Here is a 20418-nt window from a genome sequence, read left to right on the forward strand (position 1 = left end):
AATAAAACACCTTTTTCATTATTAATGAAATGTGAAGAGTTTGTAAAGAATTTTCGCTAATTTATTACAATATTTTTATAAGCATCATCTTAAAAACAAGCCAACCATTCCACTCTTTCGTTCTCTTTTTACCTGAAAATAAGAAAAGCGCAAGTCGAGCCTTGCTAGACAGCTCTTGGATTTTTTTATACCTTCTTATATTTTGAAAAAAAGTATTACTCCTATAAATGAGTAATACTTTTAACGATTAATTAATTAACTTTCAACTTTTGATACAAGAATTTTTGTGCCATCTACCTGTTTTACAATTACTGTTGAATTTTTCGGAATCCACTGGCCACCAGAAATGGCACTATAATCTGTTCCATCAATAGTAATTGTCCCAACAGGATGCATATCAGTTACTGCTATCCCAATTTTGTTAGTTAATGCTTCATAGGTTTGATTCATTGTACTGTACCCTGCTTCTTTCGTTAACCTATCTAACAGCGCTAACTTGGTCCACATTCGTCTTTTAGGAAAGACTTTTAAAAAGACTAATGAAGTTATACCTCCTATTAGAACTCCTATAACTGCGTACGTTCCTGAAACCCAACTAGGGGCAGTTATCCCAACAGAAACAATCATACATAAAGCTCCTATAGTTGCTAACGTTCCATCATTTAATAATTTTCCGTCGATAACAATAAACAGGATTCCTAAAAAATAAAGAAGAATCATCATGAAAAACATACTTGGGTCTAAATAAGATAAAAAGTAAACGGAAATAAAGGCAATTCCTAGTAAGCCAAAAAAGCCTTTCATGTTAACGAATAGCTCACCAATTAAAAATAACGTCCCAAAACCAACAATAACAAAACTGAGCCAATCTGCAGCTAACAGCATTTTATTTGCCCCTCTCTATAATGGTATATACGATAACAATAGCTAAACCGTTTCAAAAATTGCATAATAAAAAAAGGATATTGCAAATCATGTAGAACTAATATTTAAGAAAGCTAAAAGACACCTTGTTAAGCCTAAGTTTAAAAAAATGCTCCAGCTAAGGACAGCACGGCTATTTAAAGGGTGCCTTAAGGAGGAATTTCACGTTGGAATTCATAAAAAAAGTAGTGCTAACACTTGCTCTTATTCTGTTTGTTATTAGCATATTTAAAGATTTAACCGTCGGGACGATTATCCAACCATCTGAATCCGTATCTGTTCAGGACAATATGCCCCGCGACAAGGAAATGGATAATAAGGATAACGAAGAAAAGACTGAGAATTCTTTCCCAGATGAGCAAGCCATATCCGACCGATATACAGTAACAAGGATAATGATACAACCAGGAGATACTGTCTTAACCATTATTGAAACAATTAATCCGAATATCCCCTCTATGGAGATAACTCAATTAATTGAAGATTTCAAAACATTAAACCCTGGTGTCAATCCGCATCAAATTATACCGAATGAATCCTACTTGTTTCCCATCTATGATAACTAAGAAAAGCGAAAGCGCCTTGCTCAAGACCCGAGGGGCTAAGGAGAGGAGTAGACAGCTCTTGGATCTTTTTCACTTTTGTATCTTGTAAAAAAATAGTGTTTGTCACTTCTAATTTTAATCCATTAGCTTTATAATGGACAGTGGCAACTACGGATAGATTATTCGCGATTTATAAAGGAGCGATATAGAGAATGGCGTTAACCCATAGAAAAGATACGAGACCTGTTAAAGTAGGTAACCTCATCATTGGTGGGCGCGATGAAGTCGTGATTCAATCGATGACAACCACCAAGACACATGATGTAGAAGCAACAGTTGCAGAAATTAAACGATTGGAAGAAGCTGGATGCCAAGTTGTTCGAGTAGCATGTCCAGATGAACGTGCAGCAAACGCAATCCCAGAAATAAAAAAGAGAATAAATATTCCTTTAGTTGTTGATATTCATTTTAATTATAAATTAGCACTTAAAGCAATTGAAGGCGGAGCAGACAAAATTAGAATTAATCCGGGAAATATCGGTAAACGTGATAAGGTTGAAGCAGTCGTCAATGCAGCAAAGGCCAAAGGAATCCCTATTCGAATCGGTGTAAATGCTGGTTCCCTAGAACGACATATTTTAGAAAAATACGGATATCCAACAGCAGCAGGCATGGTGGAAAGTGCTTTACATCACATCAAAATTCTAGAAGACTTGGATTTTCATGACATTATTGTATCATTAAAGGCATCAGATGTTAGACTCGCTATCGAAGCTTATGAAAAAGCAGCTGAGGTGATAAATTATCCACTTCATTTAGGTATTACGGAGTCAGGCACATTATTTGCAGGTAGTATAAAAAGTGCTGCTGGGATGGGTGCGATACTAAGCAAAGGAATTGGAAGTACAATGCGAATCTCACTAAGTGCAGACCCTGTCGAGGAAGTGAAGGTTGCACGTGAGCTGTTAAAAACATTTGGCCTAGCCTCCAATGCCGCCACATTAATTTCTTGTCCAACATGTGGTCGTATCGAAATTGATTTAATCAAAATTGCCAACGAGGTGGAAGAATACATCTCAACAATCAAGGCCCCCATAAAAGTAGCTGTCCTCGGCTGTGCGGTTAATGGACCTGGTGAAGCTCGCGAGGCCGACATCGGTATTGCGGGAGCACGTGGTGAAGGTTTACTTTTTAGACATGGGGAAATAATCCGTAAAGTACCGGAAGAAACCATGGTAGATGAACTGAAAAAAGAAGTAGATAAAATTGCACAAGAATATTACGAAAAAATTAGCGAATAAGAAAAAGAGCCTAGCATATGCCAGGCTCTTTTTCTTTATACAAATGGAGCAATAAACAAAGTGATAATAATGGAAATCGCACCTGCTGTAATAGCTGTGTTACCAAGAGTATCTGCACCTCTATTTTTTGAAATAAACCCGAAAATGATACCTGCTGCACCCAATAAGATTGGAGCTACAAAGAAAGATAATACGGAAAGGATCAGCGCAAGCCAACCGAAACCAGTTTTTACTTCTGATTTCATTTCCGTTTCTTGATCGGTCGCTTCAATAGGGCGGTCAAATTCGGTAGCAGTCATTTCTTGTGCTATTTCTGTATCACGCTTACGCTTATAGGCTTCATCTAAAGAATATACTTCTTCATCCTGCCTAGATGTAGCGACAGTAGGTTCTTCTTCCCCAATTTTTGGGGCTTCTTCTATTTCGGCGCTTCGTTCCTTACGATACGATTCGTCCATAGTTAGAACCCTCACTTTCTTTTTTCGAGGTGCACTATTATCTTATGGAATTATTTAAAAATATTACAAGGAACATTCATCCATTTTATATAAGAAAAGCGCAAGTCGCGCCTTCGAAACAAGCAAACCACTTGTTTCTGCGATGTCTATTCTTAGAAGTGTTCCTTAGTGCCCACCCCCGACAAGCTTCATTTTTTCTTATCTTATAAAAAAAGTAACTATTAAGAACAATTTAGCAAATTGGAGCATAGACTAAATATGTCCATTCAGTACTGATAAATCAGGTAACGGGGAGTTTTCAAATGAGTAATATTGTTAAACAGATGGTTATCAAAAAATTAAGAAGCATTACGCCTAATGAGCTTTTAGGCTACAGTAAAGAATACGGAATTTCGATTACTAAACAACAGGCTGAAGAAATTACTAATTACTTAAGTAAGACAAAACTAAATCCAATGGAAGAAAAGGATCGTTTAAAATTATTCAAAAAACTTGCTCAAATTACTGACCTGAAAACAGCACAAAAAGCACAAAAACTCTTTGCAAAATTGGTCAAGGAATACGGAGTCGAATCGTGGTTTAAATAAGAAAAGCACAGTGTAGATTCTTGGAAGTGTTCCTTGTCGCTAGCAAACCTAAGGCAAGCCCCTCTTGAAGAAGCTTGCCTTAGGACCGTGCTGGGTAAATAGCCGTGATTGCTTAGAACACAAATAAAATTACGTTATTGACTAAGAATTCGATCTTTCAAATCTGAAACAAAGGCTTCTCCCTGAAGCATCTCAATTTCAAACCGATATGGAGGTTTTTTGTTTTTCTTGTCTTCACCAACATATGGGGTTTCTAATATTTTAGGTAATTCCTTTAATTGTGGATGATGAACAATATACCTTAACGCATCATACCCTATATGACCAAAGCCAATGTTTTCATGTCGGTCTTTATGTGCACCACGTTCATTCTTACTATCATTAACGTGAATAACTTTAAGCCGATCAATCCCAATAATACGATCAAATTGATCTAAAACCCCATCGAAATCATTGATTATATCATAGCCAGCATCATGAATATGGCACGTATCTAAACAAATAGATAAACGGTCATTGTTCGTCACTCCATTTATAATCTCAGCTAATTCCTCAAAGGACCTTCCAATCTCAGAACCTTTTCCAGCCATAGTTTCCAGAGCAATTTGGATATTCTGATTTGATTCTAACACTTCATTTAATCCTTCAATAATTTTAGCGATACCTTTATCAGAACCTTCCCCAACATGTGAGCCTGGATGTAAAACAATCTGATTGGCACCAATTGCTTCTGAACGTTCAATCTCACTACGTAAAAAATTCACACCTAATTCAAAGGTTTCCTTTTTATTTGTATTTCCAATATTAATAATGTAAGGTGCATGAACAACAATTTCTTCCAATCCGTTGTTCTTCATATGTTTTATACCTTCTTCGATATTGAGTTCTTCGATTGGTTTTCTCCTCGTATTTTGAGGTGCTCCTGTATAAATCATAAAAACATTCGCTCCGTATGTTTTTGCTTCCTCACTAGAGCCAAGTAGCATTTTTTTACCACTCATGGAAACATGTGATCCAATTTTCAATTGATAACACCTCTTTCTATCTTATGATAATAATTATAACATACAAATTATTATTTTTTGTGTTTAACATTTTTTTGTAAACGTTTCTTGATTTTTTCCTGCTGAAATTTCATTTTTTTCTTATATCCAGGTTTAACCTTTTTTGGTTTTTTGACTTTTTTCCATGCTTCCTTATCGACTTCATTATCTTTTTTCAATCGCAAGTTTCTTTCGTTCCAAGCCTTCGATTCAACCCATTCCCCATTTTTAATATCATAACTTTCAAAGGAGAGACCTTTTGTTTCTAACTTTTCAATCAGCCTTATATCTTCATCCTTATAGACACTAATCGCTGTACCTTCTGCGCCAGCACGTGCAGTTCTACCAACACGATGAATATAGAATTCTTCCTCTTTAGGTAATTGAGCGTTAATTACATGACTAACTCCCTTTATATCAATACCCCTTGCTGCCAAATCAGTTGCAACAATAAACTGATACTTAAGAGCTTGAATATCTTTTAAGACGCGCTTTCTTTCTCTTGGTGTCAATCCACCATGGATCAACCCCACTTCTAAGCCCTTTTCGTTTAATTCAGCAGCTAGTTCATTAGCCAGTTCTTTACCATTCGTAAAAATGATAGCTAAATATGGTTGGATGGTCTGAGTAATGTTGAATACAACCTGTGACACGGATTTATGTCTGAGTGGAACTAATCGATGCTCCATTGTTTCCGGAGATAAATGGTCTTCTATTTTAATATACGTAGGTTGTTCAAGGTATTTCTTTAAAAAAGGTTGCAAACGTTCTGGAATCGTTGCAGAAAACACCATAACTTGAACATCATGATTCATTTTAACTAATGTTTGATCAACTTCCTTGATTAATCCTAAGTCAAGCATGAGGTCTGTTTCATCAATAACAAAGGCCTTAGCAGAAAATAAATCAAGAGCACCTTCCTGGACTAGGTCTAACAACCGTCCGGGCGTTGCAATTACAATTTGTGGTTGCTCCTTTAATTTCTCAATTGTTCTTTTTTTGTCGGTTCCACCAATAAAAAGCTTTGCATGCCACTCTTGTTCTTTTTTTGCAAATTCAATAATTTTTTTAACCTCGTTGTAAATTTGTGTAGCTAATTCTCGCGTAGGTGCAGTTACAACAAATTGAACTTCCTTCTTAGATTCATCTAACGAATTCAATAACGGTAAAAGATAGGCATGGGTTTTACCTGAGCCTGTTTGGGATTGACCAATAATACTTTCACCTCGAAGTGCAGCAGGGATAACTTTTTGCTGTATAGGTGTTGGTTCATGAAAACCTAATTGGTCAATAACCTGATTTATCGTAGATGTTAATGCGTACTGTTTAAATTGATGATTATTCATTATAATACTCCTTTTTCCTCTATAGACATGGTCCATTTTCTATTATAGGTTAGAAACACATAAATTGCACATCCAGCTAATTAATTATCTTTGTCAACTAATAGTTTTACCTTTATAATGAAACTAATGCCTAAACATTGCAAACTCTAAACTTTCACCATCACCAAAGGGGGAATTACAATGGAAGTTATCAAAATTGCACCGAGAGGCTATTGTTACGGCGTAGTTGACGCGATGGTAATTGCTCAAAATGCAATCAAAGATAAAAACTTGCCTAGACCGATCTATATTTTAGGAATGATTGTCCATAACTCTCATGTAACAGATGCATTTAAAAACGAAGGTGTCATTACACTTGATGGTAAAAATAGAGAAGAATTACTAGAAGAAATAAATGAGGGAACAGTTATTTTCACCGCTCATGGTGTATCACCACAAGTGAAGGAACGCGCAAAACAAAAGGGACTTACTGTACTAGATGCAACTTGTCCCGATGTAACAAGAACCCATGACTTAATAAGAGACAAAGTAAAAGAAAATTATGAAATCGTCTATATTGGAAAAAAAGGACATCCTGAACCAGAAGGCGCCGTTGGTGTTGCCCCTGGTCATGTTCATTTAGTCCAAACAGAGGCAGACGTGAAAAAATTAAACTTAACCAATGAAAAAATACTTGTAACGAACCAAACGACAATGAGTCAATGGGATGTTTATGATGTGATGCAGACAGTAAAAGAAAAATATCCTCAAACAGAAATGATCCAAGAAATTTGTATGGCAACACAAGTTCGACAAGAAGCCGTTGCAGAACAAGCGAAAGAGGCTGATTTAACTTTAGTTGTTGGCGACCCAAGAAGTAACAATTCCAACCGGCTTGCACAGGTATCTGAGGAAATTGCTGGCACAAAAGCTTACCGAATTGCCGATGTTTCTGCAATTAAACTTGATTGGTTAAAAGGGGTAAACAAGGTTGCTATTACTGCAGGTGCCTCTACACCTACACCTATTACTAAAGAAGTGATAACGTTTATTGAAGCTTATAATGACCAGGATGAGACTTCTTGGGATACGACATCAAAAGTTGATAGAAGAAAAATTTTACCAAAAGTTAAGGTGAAAAAGTAACAATTAGCCTAAACGTTGACAAAAAATTGCCCACCACCAACTTACAGAATAGGTGTGGGCAATCATTTTTAAAAGATAAGAAAGTATAAAAAGATCCAAGAGTTGTCTAGCTCCGTGCGCCTGCGCTTTTCCTATGCTTTAAAATGCAAGCTTTCCTAGACTCCTATAAAAATTGAAAAGGATCAGTGTTAACCGAAGAAACAATAATTTCGATCGTTTCCCCTTCACCATTTAATTTTTCTTCTAAATAGTGCTTAACTGCATGTGTTAGATGATTTTCCACATAATGGCCTACATCAATCATCTTTAGCCCTGCTTGCCATCCATCTTGTGCATCGTGGAATGTTAAATCACCCGTTAGATAGACATCTACATCATGACTAATTGCAGTTTCAATAAAATCTTCTCCACTTCCACCAAGCACAGCAATTTTTTTGACTGTTTCATGCAAATCACCTATTACACGGACTGCTGGTAAGTCTAAACGATCCTTTACAAATTGACAAAACTCTTTTAAGCTAATCGGTTCCTTTAATTGCCCAATGCGGCCGGCCCCAATATCATTCCCTTTGTTCCATAGTGGAATAAGGTCGTATGCCACTTCTTCGTAAGGATGAACATCGGTAATGACAGTAAGCAAATGGGAAATTTGATCTTCTCTAATAATCGTTTCAACTTTAACCTCGTTCACCTTTTTGAGACTGTCTATCTCACCTAAATGAGGGTTACTACCTTTTAATGGTTTAAATGCACCTACACCTTTAGACGTAAAGGAGCAATGACTATAGTTACCAAGGTGTCCTGCCCCGGCATTTCCTAACTTTTCAATAAGGTTAGACGCATGAGACTCAGGGACATACACAATCAATTTAAATAATTTCATAGTTGCGGACTTAACTAACACTTTGGTCGGATGAATCGAGAGTTTATCCATGATAATATCACTTACACCACCAGATGTTATATCCAAATTCGTATGCGCTGCGTAAACAGTAATATTATTTTTGATAAGTTTTTCAATTGTACGCCCTTTTGGATCTTCCACATTGATCTGTTTCAATGGACTAAATAAAATAGGATGGTGCGCAATGATCAGATCCACGTTTTTTTCAACTGCTTCATCTACCACACTTTCTATTACATCAAGTGTGACCATCACTTTTTGAACTGTTCGGTCCAAAGACCCAATTTGAAGTCCTACGCTGTCCCATTGGTATGCTAGCGATTTTGGTGCCCAAGCTTCGAATATCTGAACTAACCGTTTACCTTGGATTTCACTCACGATAGCACTTCCTTTATCATTTGTATTTCTTCCTTAAAACAATCTAGTTTAGCATGATCCAATTCTTTAGCCTGCATCATTTGTTTAACTGCGCGTTCTTTTCTATCTTTCTCTACTTGCCATTTCTCTATAAAAGGTTCAGATTTTTCTTGTAACAATAATGGACCGAATAGTAATTGTTTTTTTACTAAGGTTGGGTGATAGTTGGAATTGGCATTACCCCTATCCGCAACTAATACTTCGTAAATGTGACCGTCTTCTTTAACGATCCGCTCTTTGACTAAATCAAACCCGTTTTGATAAAACCAAGTTCGTATTGAACTTGCATCAACGTTAGGCTGTGTAATTATACGGTTAACCTTATCAAGTTTCGCTTTTCCTTCTTCCAATATTGTTGTAATAAGACTACCACCCATACCAGCAATAACGATTTGCTCTACTTCACTTTCTTTCAATATAGCTAAGCCATTACCTTTTCTGACATCAATGCGGCTTGATAGATTGTAATGCTTGACATTGGTAACGGCACTTTGAAACGGTCCTTCATTTACCTCACCTGCTATGGCCTTGGCTTCAATATCTTTCGTACATACATAGCAAGGAAGATAGGCATGATCTGAACCTATATCAGCAAAGTTAGCCTTTTTTGGAATGTACGTTGCTACGGTTTTCAAACGTTCTGATAACATAAGTTGATTCATCAATGACATCCTCCACACACATTTTTATAAGAAAAGCGCAGGGGGCCTTGGTCACCCCCGACAAGCTTAAGCAGAAAATCTATGTGTCGCTCTTTGACACAAAGATTTTCTGCTTAAGACCTCGAGGGGGTAGGCGCCCGGAGCTAGACAGCTCTTGCATTTTTTATACTTTCTTATCTTATAAGAAAAGCGCTGGGGGCCTTGGTCACCCCTGAAAAGCAAGACAAGTCCTGACGTGACGGCCTTTGCCACAAAAGGACTTGTCTTATGAAATAAAAGCTTTCTGCATGCAGAAAGCTTTGGTTTTATTGCATTATTTTTTCTCAGCTAACCAGCCAGCTAGTACTTGCGCTTCTTCATTACTAATCGTTCCCGGTGCCATTTGCGGCATTGCAGTTCCCTCAATACCGTTCTTAAGGATTTCTAAAATCTCTTCTTCAGAATACTTATTCCCAACTTGTTGTAAGCTTGGTCCGACGCCACCTGATAAATCACTTCCATGGCAACTGATACAAGCCTGAGCAATTGCATCTGGCTCTTTTAATTCTCCGCCTTCTGCTTGACCTCCATTTTCCTGAGCTAATTCAATTTTTTCTTGCTGATTCACCCCGACAACAGAAAGAATAATCATTGCTAGGATCCCTAGAACAGCGATAATTGCATAAGGGATAACTGGGTTTCTTTTCATTTTTCTTTGTCCTCCTTATGTATACCTCATTTGAGATGTTAAAAAGTGGTATAGCAAAATATAATTTCTGCACTTCTATATACAAAACTAACTTTATTTTACTTTAAATGTTAAAAAGAGAAAAGGGTTAATCCTGTTATTTTCAAATGATTACATAAATTTGTAGTAAAAAAAATTGCACTTTCCATAATTTGGATGAAAATTCACCAAACAGCTTAAAAAATCGACCACATGAAGTGTTGATAAAAATAAAATTAATTGGAAGATAATTAATGAAAAAAGGCGTTCTAATGCTTTATGTTTGTATAAAAAATGGGAAATCAGATAGGAAATTGCTAAGATAATAAAGATTACCGAGATTTGCAATATAACGTGTAATTCAGTAAAATAAAAGACAAGAAATACAAATTAGTAAGGATGATCTATATTGACACTAAAAGTTAAAAACTTCGTCTGGTTACCTTTCCCTACGTATACGCAGGAGTAGATAATTACAATACTGGGCCAGAAGCATATTTTATTTCTTTTTCCAATTCATTATTTCCTTACGTTGACCTACCGTATATTTACCTCATGGTAACCAAATGAAATAAAAATGCACAGTCATTGCATGTCATACAATGACTGAGCTTTTCAAATAAGGGATTACTCAAGGAAATCTTTTAATCGTTTGCTTCGGCTAGGGTGTCTTAGTTTTCGAAGAGCTTTGGCTTCAATTTGTCTAATACGTTCTCGTGTAACTCCAAACACTTTACCAACTTCTTCTAGTGTTCTTGTTCTACCATCATCCAACCCGAAACGTAGGCGAAGAACATTTTCTTCTCGATCTGTTAAGGTATCTAATACATCTTCAAGCTGCTCTTTTAACAGCTCATAGGCCGCGTGATCAGAAGGGGATGTTGCTTCTTGGTCTTCAATAAAATCACCAAGGTGGGAATCATCTTCTTCTCCAATTGGTGTTTCTAATGAAACTGGTTCTTGCGCGATTTTTAAAATCTCTCTTACCTTATCTGGTGTTAGCTCCATGTCTTTTGCTATTTCTTCAGGAGTTGGTTCCCTTCCTAAATCCTGCAATAATTGACGCTGAACCCTTATTAACTTATTAATAGTTTCAACCATATGAACAGGAATCCGAATCGTTCTCGCTTGGTCAGCAATTGCACGTGTTATTGCTTGTCTTATCCACCAAGTAGCATAAGTACTAAATTTATACCCTTTACGATAGTCAAATTTTTCCACTGCTTTAATTAGACCCATATTTCCTTCTTGGATTAAATCTAGGAATAGCATCCCTCTACCGACATATCTTTTGGCGATACTGACAACAAGTCTCAAGTTTGCTTCTGCTAGACGACGTTTTGCTTCCTCTTCTCCTTCTTCAATTCGCTTTGCTAAATCAATTTCCTCTGCCGCAGATAGGAGGTCTACTCTTCCAATTTCTTTTAAGTACATTCTTACAGGATCATTGATTTTAATCCCTAGTGGAACACTCAAATCATTGAGATCAAATTCTTCCTCTTTGGACAATTGCTGCATGCTAGGATCTTCTTCCGAATCACCAATAACCTCTACACCTTGCTCGCCAAGGAACTCGTAATATTCATCCATTTGGTCTGACTCTAATTCAAAGTTGGATAGTCGTTCTGCTACTTCTTCATATGCTAAAACACCGCGCTTTTTTCCAAGCTCTAACAACTGTTCTTTTACTTGATCTAATGTTAATTCTGTATCATTTTCTTTTGAACGTGATGGCTTATTGTTCGCCATAAGTCCCCCTCCTTCCAAACTCACATCTATCTTCAACCATTAAAGTTTTTCAATCTCTTTTGAATAGAAAGAATTTCCATACCAATCTGTGCTGCTTTGACAGGATCTTTTTGTTTCTCTGCTAATCTTTGTTCAGCTTTTAAAGACTTTATCTTAGCATGGTCACCTTGTTCTGCTTTAATTGTTCGGATATAATCATTTATTTCTCTATCACTTATGTTATCAAGGACTGGAATCATTGCAATTTGAACAACCAAGTTCTGTATCGTTGTATCAGGAAGTTTTTCAATAAAGTTGCTTACGTCTGGAGAATGCCCCTCTTCATAATACGCATATAAGTAAGTAACAATGACTTTATGATCATCAATGTTAAATAATCCTCCAATTTCTTCTTTTACCTTTTCACAAATTGATTGATTGTGGAGCATATACGCTATTAATCGACGTTCTGCGTTATGAAAGGCTGGAAGTAATTTTTTATTGGAAAAAGCTCCTTTTGTTATCTTAGTATGGCTAACCTGTCGTTGGTTATCCGGTTTACTCACAGTCTTTTTCAGTCGATTACGAACCTCTAAGGACAATGTATCTAAAGATAAATCAAATTGGTTTGACAATTCCTTTAAATAATACTCCCGTTCTATCGGCCGTTCCATCAATGCAATTTCATCTAGAATCCTTTCTACATATTGAATTCTATCTCCTTCTAAATGAAGATTATAATCCTTTGCCAAAAATTTCATTAAGAAGGTCATGTACGTGTCACTAGCATCAAGAACATCCTGTTTAAAACGATCCGCACCATATTGACCAATATATTCATCTGGGTCTAAATTATTTGGCATTGTTGCAACTTTCACAGTACAATTAACACTTTTAAGTAATTTCGCTGCCTTGTACGCAGCTTGAACACCTGCCTTATCAGCATCATAACAAATGACAACTGTATCCACATACCTACGTAGCAACTTGGCCTGAGACTCTGTAATCGAAGTTCCTAGTGTCGCAACTCCATTATGAACTCCCGCTTTGTAGGCGGAAATTACATCCATATATCCTTCGAACAATACAGCTTTTTGTTCTTTTCTAATTGCACTTCTTGCTAAATCAAAATTGTAAAGCAATTTTCCCTTTTGAAATAAATCAGTCTCAGGACTATTTAAATACTTAGGTTCTTGATTCGTAATCGTTCGACCACCAAAGGCAATACATTTACCAAGATGATTACGTATTGGAAAGATTACCCTACTGCGAAATCGATCCGTAACAACATCTTGTTCATTTACTGAAAGGATACCGGCCTTGACCATTAATTGTTTATGGAATCCTTTTTTCTCTAAAAACTCAGCAATAAAATCTTTGGAACCTGGTGAAAAACCTAGTTGAAACTTATCAATAATATCATCTGTAAAACCTCTCGAAAGTAAATAATTGTATCCTTCTTTACCTTCCTTTGTATGTCTCAACAAATGATGATATAATTTACTTAACCATTCATAAGCCTTAAGTACATCGTTTTGTTCTCGTTTATATGGCGACTGTTCAGCTTGGACATCCATCCCAGGTAATACATGTCCACTTTTATTCGCCAAGAACTCGATTGCTTGGATAAAGCTATATCCCTCAATTTCCATTACAAACGTTACAACGTTACCACCTTTTCCGCATCCAAAGCAGTGAAAAATTTGTTTATCTTGTGTAACAGAAAACGATGGTGTTTGTTCACCATGAAAAGGGCACAACCCAAAAAAGTTTCTACCCTGTTTTTTCAGCTGAACATACTCCCCAACTATATCAACGATGTCATTACCCTTTTTTATTTCTTCAATCGTTTCTTCTGGAATCTGACTTGGCATTTATGCATCACCATATCTCCATATCTTTCTTTATTTCTAGATAAATAACGAAAACCCTTCATATTTCGACAATATTTTTTCGAAAGGTTAAAATTTTTTGTTTTATACATCTAGTAATACCTCTAAAAAAATTAAATAAACATATAAAACCACTTTATGTCAAGTTTTCATTATATTTTCTTTCAAATATTTTTGCAATTTTAGCGCACCTTAGCTTGAAAGAAAAATCCTCTTACCTAGTCATTATTCTACAAGGATGAAAATTTTCCTGCTTTCTAGGATAATTTCTTTGATTTACCCCCAAATTGCTAAGAAAATTAATAAATATAGAAACATTTTTTCACAAAAATTAATTATAATACAATAAAAAGGAAATTACTATAACTTTTTTAGAAAAGCGAAAGCGCCTGGTTAGATCCGAAAGGCATAAGACAAGACCTGACGTGGCGCTCTTTGCCATGCACGAGGCTTGTCTTATACAAAAGCGTAAGTTGCACCTTGCTCAAAAATAATAAAGGGTTCATTCATAATTAGATTAGAATGAACCCTTCTATTCTATTTCCTCATTATCGTCAAAATGACATTTGCGGTTTCTTCAACTGCTTTATAAGAAACATCAATGACAGGACATTTGATTTTCTCAACAATCGATTGAAAATGTTCTAATTCTTTATTTATTCTTTCCATATTTGCATAGATAGCCCTGTCCCCTAAACCTAAAGCTTTTAGACGTTCTTTTCTTATATCATTAAGTTTTTGAGGATTTATTTTTAATCCAATACATTTAGCTGGATTGGCTTTAAATAGCTCACTAGGTGGTTCTACCTCTGGAACGATTGGGACATTTGCAACTTTCAAACGTTTATGTGCTAAATATTGTGAAAGTGGTGTTTTTGACGTTCTTGACACTCCAATCAACACAATGTCTGATTGTTGTATCCCTCGTGGGTCCCTTCCGTCATCATACCTAACTGCAAACTCGATTGCTTCGATTCTTTTAAAATAGTCCTCATCTAACTGATGAATTAAGCCTGGTTCTAAACGTGGTTTACGGCTAAAAGCACGTTCCATTGCGGAAATCATCGGCCCCATAATATCAATGCATTCTACATGTTGTATCTTAGATTCTGTCTTCAAATAATTTCGAAGCTCTGGGTCAACTAATGTAAATCCAATGATACCTTGTTTATCTTTAGCTAACTGAACAGCTTTTTTCAATGTCATCTTATTATCGATATAAGGAAAACGATGCATTTCATATTCTTGGTCATAAATAAATTGACTGAGTGCTGCTTTTACGACAAATTCTGCCGTTTCTCCTACTGAATCAGAAATTACAAAGACAACAGGCTTTTCCATTAGTACTGTTGCTTCCATTGAATCTTAGTAAAATCAGCAAACATAAACACTAGTTCGGCGATTTTATTCAGCAATGACAATCGGTTGCTTTGTATTTTTTCATCCTCAGCCATAACCATCGTATGTTCAAAAAACTGATGAATCGGAGTTGCTAAATTACTAAGCACATCCATTGCAGGAGAGCCTTGTTGCTCCTTAAGAAGCTCAATATATTGATCTTTAGTAGTTTGATAAGCTGAATACAATTCCCGTTCGTAATCATTTTCAAATAGCTCCACATCAACTCCTAAATCCTCTCCCTTCGTAGCTAGATTGAGTACTCTGACTAATCCTTCCTGCGTTAGTTTGAAAGATTCATCTTGTTTAAGTCTGGATAAGATATTCGCTTTATCAAGAGTAAAAGACACTACTCCTACCTCTCCAGACAATACTGCTTCAATAATATCTTGGTCTATTTGTTGTTCTTTCAAGATATAGGTTGCCCTCCCCTTAAAGAACTCCTTGATGTTTTGTGCGACATCGATTTTGTTAATCCCGCTTAACACAGTGTCATACACGTCTTGTGTCGAAGAAATCAGTTTTTCCACAGTGACATTCCATTTTCGTTCATTGATTATTTGCAAAACGCCTAGCGATTGTCTTCTAAGTGCGTATGGATCCTGTGAGCCTGTAGGTAATAACCCAACAGAAATGCAACCAACAATCGTGTCCAATTTATCAGCTACACTAACGATTGCTCCTTCTATCGTAGTCGGTAGCTTTCCTTTTGACGCCCTTGGCATATAATGCTCGTTCACTGCTTTTGCCACATTTGGATCCTCACCGAATAAGACTGCATATTTTTCTCCCATGATCCCTTGCAATTCAGTAAACTCATTAACCATATTCGTCACTAAGTCGAATTTGCTTATAGTGGCTGCACGGATTACTTTATTTGTTTGTTCTTCGTCTAAGTCAAGGAAGTGAGCAATGTTACTAGATATACTAACCACTCGATTTACTTTGTCTGCAATCGTGCCTAACCGTTCTTGGAATACCATCCTTGTTAACTTTTCTAAATTGTGTTCGATACTTAATTTCTGGTCTTCTTCATAGAAGAATCTTGCATCTGACAATCTTGCCCTAAGTACTTTTTCATTACCTTTTGCGACTGTCTCAATATATTGGTCATTGCCATTGCGGACAGCGACAAAATACGGGAGTAATTTCCCATCCTTTGATAGGACTGGAAAATAACGTTGGTGTTCCTTCATTGATGTAATGAGCGCTTCATCCGGCACTTCTAAAAACTCTTCACTGAACTGACCAAAAAAGACGGTCGGATATTCAACTAAGTGATGAACTTCATCCAGTAATTCCTTATCTAACATAATTTGCCAATCCTTCGTTTCCTCTAATTGTTTTAACCCTTCAACAATTAATTCTTTACGCTCTTCTGGACTAACTATTACATATTGTTCTTTTAATAACGTGACGTAGGAATCAGAATTGTTTATTTCTATTTCTTTTCCAAGAAAACGGTGACCAAACGTCCGGTTCCCCGATGATACATTCTCGACTTGAAGCGGGACAATATCCGAACCATGTAAAGCAACCAGCCAACGAATCGGACGTGCATATCGCAACTGATAATTTCCCCACCTCATATTTTTAGGGAACGTTAAGCCTAAGATAATGTCTTGAAATTGCGGGAGTAATTCTTTTGTCTTTTTGCCTTCGATAAATTTGTTAATAAACACATATTCTGTGCCTTTCACGTCTTTAAAATAAATATCATCAACTGTTTTTCCTTGACCGTTTGAAAATCCGATGGCAGCCTTGCTCCAATTTCCTTCCTTGTCTAAAGCTATCTTTTTTGCTGGTCCCCTTACCTCATCTTCCATGTCTGGTTGTTTGTTCGCTACACCTTCAATGAAAACAGCTAGCCTTCTAGGTGTAGTATAGGTTTTGATCGATTCGTATGGTAAACGCAAAGAATCTAACCATTCAACCGTTTTTTGCTCTAACTGCTGCCTTGCCCCATTTAAGAAACGAGCTGGCATTTCTTCTAATCCTATCTCAAATAACACGTTAGTCTTGGTCATTATTAGATGCCCCCTCTTTTAACATCGGAAATCCGAGTCTCTCTCTTTCTTCCACATACAACTTTGCGATTTCCCTTGCCAAGTTTCTAACTCTTGCTATGTAACCAGTTCTTTCAGTTACCGAAATAACTCCTTTTGCATCAAGCAGGTTAAAGGTGTGGGAACATTTTAAAACATAGTCATACGCTGGAAAAACTAAACCTTTTTGCATTGTTTGCTTTGCTTCTTCTTCATACGTATTAAATAAGTCAAAAAGCATATCAGTATTGGATTCTTCAAAGGTATATTTGGAATGTTCATATTCCGGTTGATAGAATATATCACCAACAGTAACTCCATTCGTCCACTCTAATTCAAACACATTTTCCTTATCCTGAATGTAAGAGGCGAGTCGCTCAATACCGTATGTTAATTCAACAGCTACAGGTCTTGCTTCTAGGCCTCCAATTTGTTGAAAATAGGTAAATTGGGTAATTTCCATTCCGTCAAGCCACACTTCCCACCCTAGTCCAGCAGCACCTAGTGTCGGGTTTTCCCAGTTATCCTCAACAAAGCGAATATCATGCTTTAGTGGGTCGATTCCCAACGCTTTTAAGGACTCTAAATAGAGATCCTGAATATTATCAGGAGATGGTTTCATAATGACTTGAAATTGATGGTGTTGATAAAGCCTGTTAGGATTTTGTCCATAACGTCCATCTGCAGGTCTTCTAGAAGGTTCGACATAAGCAACATTCCAAGGCTCTGGTCCAAGGCTTCGTAATAAGGTCATCGGAGACATTGTTCCTGCACCCTTTTCCACATCATAAGCCTGCATTAAAATACAATTTTGGTCAGACCAATGTTTCTGCAAAGTTAAAATCATTTCTTGAATATTCATCGTATTACCTCCATCCGTTAATACATTCCTTGTTAGTCTTCATTCTTTTTGTCACGAAAGGTTGGGTATTTCTCGTAAAGACCACAAAAAAATCCCATCCCTATGTATCCAGTTATGGTCTGGAGACATAGGGACGGGATTTCCGCGGTTCCACCCTACTTGCTATTTTAGACTATCTGTTAGTTTAAGACAGTATGCTAAATAGCCACTTTTCGTTTGATTTGCTCAAAAGCGCCTTCGTTAAGTTGCCTTTGTCCAGCTTTCACCATTCTGGACTCGCTAGGAAAGACGTATCTTAATTACTACTCTTCATCCATGCAAAGTATGAATTTTGTAATAAATCATACTTAAAATAGTACCGTTTGTCAACTTTATCGGTTATTTAAACAAGTCAATTTGCTTTAGAAATTTTTTTGTTTTTAAAAAAAATCCACCGTATTGATTGTAATATAACTCCATGATTTGTTTTAATAGTTCCTTATTTTCTTCCTTGATTGAGATATTACCAATTCTTTCAACATCTATTTCTAAAAAAAGATAGAGGAGTCTCGAAAGCTTTTCATTCAACTCGATTGCTTGGCCATCCTTCCACTTGCAGCTAGAACAAATTAGCCCTCCTTCAGCTACTGAAAAGAAGTAGGCATTCTCCTTTTGCCTACAGACAGCACACTGGTCCAAAATAGGTGCAATTCCTGCCTTTTTATATATTTTAAGTTCATAAATGATTGTTAAAACTTCAGCATCTTTTCCTTCTGCAATCCACTCAAGCGTTTTTAGTAATTGGTTAAAAAGGAAGGAATCTGGCTGCTTTTCATCAACTAATTTGTCAGTTAATTCTGCTATGTAGCTTGCAAAACCAGTTTTTATGATATCCTCTCTTATTTTACGCAACGGGGAAAGAACCTCACCTTGCTGTAGTGTTCCTAAATTTGCCCCTGTTTGATACAAAAAAAGACCATGTATAAAAGGCTGCGTAACCGCAGCCATTCTACTCTTAGGCTTCTTTGCTCCACGTGCAATTCCGCCAATTTTCCCTTTTTCTTTTGTGTATAATGTAACAATTTTATGTGTTTCACCATAATCCTGTGTACGTAATACAATACCTTCAACTTTCTCTAACAAGTTTTTCACCCATTCCCCGATAATCGTTATTAAATCTGGGTATCGAATTCTGTCACGTCTTCCTCGAAGGAATAAGAGCTATTTTCACGATAATCTGACTCTAACTCCTTCATTAATAAATAGGTTTCAATGTTTCCTGTTTGACTAAAGATTTTCCAAGTAAAGTCTAGCACAAGAAATCTCCACCTTTCTTCGAGTTTGTTAAAAAACTTTCTTAACTATAGAATGACCCAATAGACAGTAAAGCATGAGTTTAAATATTTTCCAACAAGGTTTTAAGCTTAATACTCTTTATTGTTAAAACCATATTCATTCAACTGATGCTCGCGGTTTCTCCAATCCTTTTGAACTTTAACCCATAGCTCAAGGAAAATCTTTGTTCCAAGTAATGCTTCAATATCTTCTCTTGCTTTCATCCCTATTTCTTTTAGCATGGAACCTTGTTTTCCGATAATAATCCCCTTTTGAGACTTTCTCTCGGTTATTATAGTAGCCTGTATAAACACTTTGCCATTTTGTTCATTCTTTTCTATGTTCTCAATAATTACTGCAAGCGAATGAGGAATTTCTTCTCTAGTTAACTGCAATGCCTTTTCACGAATTAATTCACTAATGATAAATCGCTCAGGGTGATCTGTAATTTGATCTTCAGGATAATACTGTGGTCCTTCTGGTAATTTCTGTTTCAGCGTTTCTAATAAATGATCTACATTATTTCCTTCTAACGCAGAAATTGGGACAATTTCTGCAAAATCATACTTGTCCTTGTATTGATCAATTAATGGAAGTAGTTTATCAGGGTGTACCTTATCAACCTTGTTGATGATTAAGAGGACGGGATTTTTAACCGTTTGGAGACGATCAATAATAAATTGATCTCCACGGCCATATCCCTCTTCCGCATTAATCATAAACATAATGACATCTACTTCATTTAATGTATTTTCAGCGACCTTGACCATGAAATCGCCAAGCTTGTGTTTAGGTTTATGAATTCCAGGTGTGTCGATAAAAATAAATTGAGCATCATTCTGTGTTAAGACACCCTGTATTTTATTTCTTGTTGTTTGTGGCTTATCACTCATAATTGCAATTTTCTGACCAATTACTCGATTCATGAACGTTGATTTCCCAACGTTTGGCCGACCAATAATAGAGATGAAGCCTGATTTGAAAGTTTTTTCCATGTTGTATCCTCCATTTTATGTTACGAGGTTTCTACTGTTATTTACATTTTACTATAAAATCATTTATCTTTCATGTTTTCGACAAAACCTCCATAAAAATGATGACATATCCTATTATCATCTGCATAGAGTTTGTTTTAGGTTTTGCTACATTTCCCTATTTAAA

General features: G+C 36.3%; 19 protein-coding genes. 4 read left to right on the plus strand and 15 right to left on the minus strand.

Annotated features, from left to right (window positions below; all coding sequences use genetic code 11):
- Positions 1 to 255: 255 nt before the first annotated feature.
- Entirely contained in the window at positions 256 to 885 is a 630-nt protein-coding gene (locus NC799_RS01245; protein WP_272444494.1) for an NfeD family protein, read from the minus strand.
- A gap of 206 nt (positions 886 to 1091) precedes the next feature.
- On the opposite strand from NC799_RS01245, the gene NC799_RS01250 reads away from it, so the two are divergent.
- Positions 1092 to 1490 (plus strand): hypothetical protein, encoded by a 399-nt coding sequence (locus NC799_RS01250; protein ID WP_272444495.1) that lies wholly within the window; start codon positions 1092 to 1094, stop codon positions 1488 to 1490.
- Between the two features lie 191 nt (positions 1491 to 1681).
- A complete protein-coding gene (gene ispG / locus NC799_RS01255; protein ID WP_272444496.1) occupies positions 1682 to 2770 on the plus strand; it encodes a flavodoxin-dependent (E)-4-hydroxy-3-methylbut-2-enyl-diphosphate synthase in 1089 nt (362 codons plus the stop codon).
- 35 nt (positions 2771 to 2805) lie between these two features.
- On the opposite strand, the gene NC799_RS01260 is transcribed toward ispG, so the two are convergent.
- Complete coding sequence (locus NC799_RS01260) at positions 2806 to 3228, minus strand: hypothetical protein (protein WP_272444497.1); 423 nt, start codon at positions 3226 to 3228, stop codon at positions 2806 to 2808.
- A 302-nt stretch (positions 3229 to 3530) separates the two neighbouring features.
- Here NC799_RS01260 and NC799_RS01265 point away from each other — a divergent pair, with 302 nt between their 5' ends.
- Positions 3531 to 3815, plus strand: a complete 285-nt coding sequence (locus tag NC799_RS01265) for a DUF2624 domain-containing protein (protein WP_272444498.1) — start codon at positions 3531 to 3533, stop codon at positions 3813 to 3815.
- A gap of 134 nt (positions 3816 to 3949) precedes the next feature.
- On the opposite strand, the gene NC799_RS01270 is transcribed toward NC799_RS01265, so the two are convergent.
- Together NC799_RS01270 and NC799_RS01275 are read right to left on the minus strand one after the other, a co-directional pair.
- Positions 3950 to 4840: a deoxyribonuclease IV gene (locus NC799_RS01270; RefSeq protein WP_272444499.1), complete on the minus strand. Its 891-nt coding sequence runs from the start codon at positions 4838 to 4840 to the stop codon at positions 3950 to 3952.
- A gap of 50 nt (positions 4841 to 4890) precedes the next feature.
- Positions 4891 to 6204 carry a DEAD/DEAH box helicase gene (locus tag NC799_RS01275; RefSeq protein WP_272444500.1) on the minus strand — a complete coding sequence of 438 codons (1314 nt, stop codon included), beginning with the start codon at positions 6202 to 6204 and terminating at the stop codon, positions 4891 to 4893.
- Between the two features lie 180 nt (positions 6205 to 6384).
- On the opposite strand from NC799_RS01275, the gene NC799_RS01280 reads away from it, so the two are divergent.
- Positions 6385 to 7329, plus strand: a complete 945-nt coding sequence (locus NC799_RS01280) for a 4-hydroxy-3-methylbut-2-enyl diphosphate reductase (RefSeq protein ID WP_272444501.1) — start codon at positions 6385 to 6387, stop codon at positions 7327 to 7329.
- Positions 7330 to 7492: 163 nt separating this feature from the next.
- Here the strand turns inward: NC799_RS01280 and NC799_RS01285 are convergent, their stop codons facing one another.
- The 11 genes from NC799_RS01285 to era form a co-directional block, all read right to left on the minus strand.
- A complete protein-coding gene (locus tag NC799_RS01285) occupies positions 7493 to 8611 on the minus strand; it encodes a Nif3-like dinuclear metal center hexameric protein (protein WP_334313835.1) in 1119 nt (372 codons plus the stop codon).
- The gene (locus tag NC799_RS01290) at positions 8608 to 9312 is read right to left on the minus strand and encodes a tRNA (adenine(22)-N(1))-methyltransferase (RefSeq protein ID WP_272444502.1); all 705 of its coding nucleotides are present in this window, start codon (positions 9310 to 9312) and stop codon (positions 8608 to 8610) included. Before NC799_RS01290 ends, NC799_RS01285 begins: the two co-directional genes overlap by 4 nt.
- 313 nt (positions 9313 to 9625) lie before the next feature.
- A complete protein-coding gene (gene cccA, locus NC799_RS01295) occupies positions 9626 to 10000 on the minus strand; it encodes a cytochrome c550 (protein WP_272444503.1) in 375 nt (124 codons plus the stop codon).
- 645 nt (positions 10001 to 10645) lie between these two features.
- A complete protein-coding gene (rpoD, locus tag NC799_RS01300) occupies positions 10646 to 11767 on the minus strand; it encodes an RNA polymerase sigma factor RpoD (RefSeq protein ID WP_272444504.1) in 1122 nt (373 codons plus the stop codon).
- A 32-nt stretch (positions 11768 to 11799) separates the two neighbouring features.
- The gene (gene dnaG, locus NC799_RS01305; RefSeq protein WP_272444505.1) at positions 11800 to 13620 is read right to left on the minus strand and encodes a DNA primase; all 1821 of its coding nucleotides are present in this window, start codon (positions 13618 to 13620) and stop codon (positions 11800 to 11802) included.
- 555 nt (positions 13621 to 14175) lie between these two features.
- Positions 14176 to 14979 carry a pyruvate, water dikinase regulatory protein gene (locus NC799_RS01310; RefSeq protein WP_272444506.1) on the minus strand — a complete coding sequence of 268 codons (804 nt, stop codon included), beginning with the start codon at positions 14977 to 14979 and terminating at the stop codon, positions 14176 to 14178.
- The gene (gene glyS, locus NC799_RS01315) at positions 14979 to 17063 is read right to left on the minus strand and encodes a glycine--tRNA ligase subunit beta (protein WP_272444507.1); all 2085 of its coding nucleotides are present in this window, start codon (positions 17061 to 17063) and stop codon (positions 14979 to 14981) included. The genes NC799_RS01310 and glyS overlap by 1 nt, the downstream gene beginning before the upstream one ends.
- On the minus strand, positions 17050 to 17943 hold the full coding sequence (gene glyQ / locus NC799_RS01320) for a glycine--tRNA ligase subunit alpha (protein WP_272444508.1): 894 nt from the start codon (positions 17941 to 17943) through the stop codon (positions 17050 to 17052). The genes glyS and glyQ overlap by 14 nt, the downstream gene beginning before the upstream one ends.
- Before the next feature lie 378 nt (positions 17944 to 18321).
- Positions 18322 to 19065 (minus strand): DNA repair protein RecO, encoded by a 744-nt coding sequence (gene recO, locus NC799_RS01325; RefSeq protein ID WP_272444509.1) that lies wholly within the window; start codon positions 19063 to 19065, stop codon positions 18322 to 18324.
- Positions 19066 to 19094: 29 nt separating this feature from the next.
- Positions 19095 to 19238 carry a YqzL family protein gene (locus tag NC799_RS01330; protein ID WP_272444510.1) on the minus strand — a complete coding sequence of 48 codons (144 nt, stop codon included), beginning with the start codon at positions 19236 to 19238 and terminating at the stop codon, positions 19095 to 19097.
- A gap of 108 nt (positions 19239 to 19346) precedes the next feature.
- The gene (era, locus tag NC799_RS01335) at positions 19347 to 20252 is read right to left on the minus strand and encodes a GTPase Era (RefSeq protein ID WP_272444511.1); all 906 of its coding nucleotides are present in this window, start codon (positions 20250 to 20252) and stop codon (positions 19347 to 19349) included.
- Between the last annotated feature and the right edge of the window lie 166 nt (positions 20253 to 20418).

The sequence above is a fragment of the Aquibacillus salsiterrae genome, from assembly GCF_028416595.1.
GTDB classification, from domain to species: domain Bacteria; phylum Bacillota; class Bacilli; order Bacillales; family Amphibacillaceae; genus Aquibacillus_A; species Aquibacillus_A salsiterrae.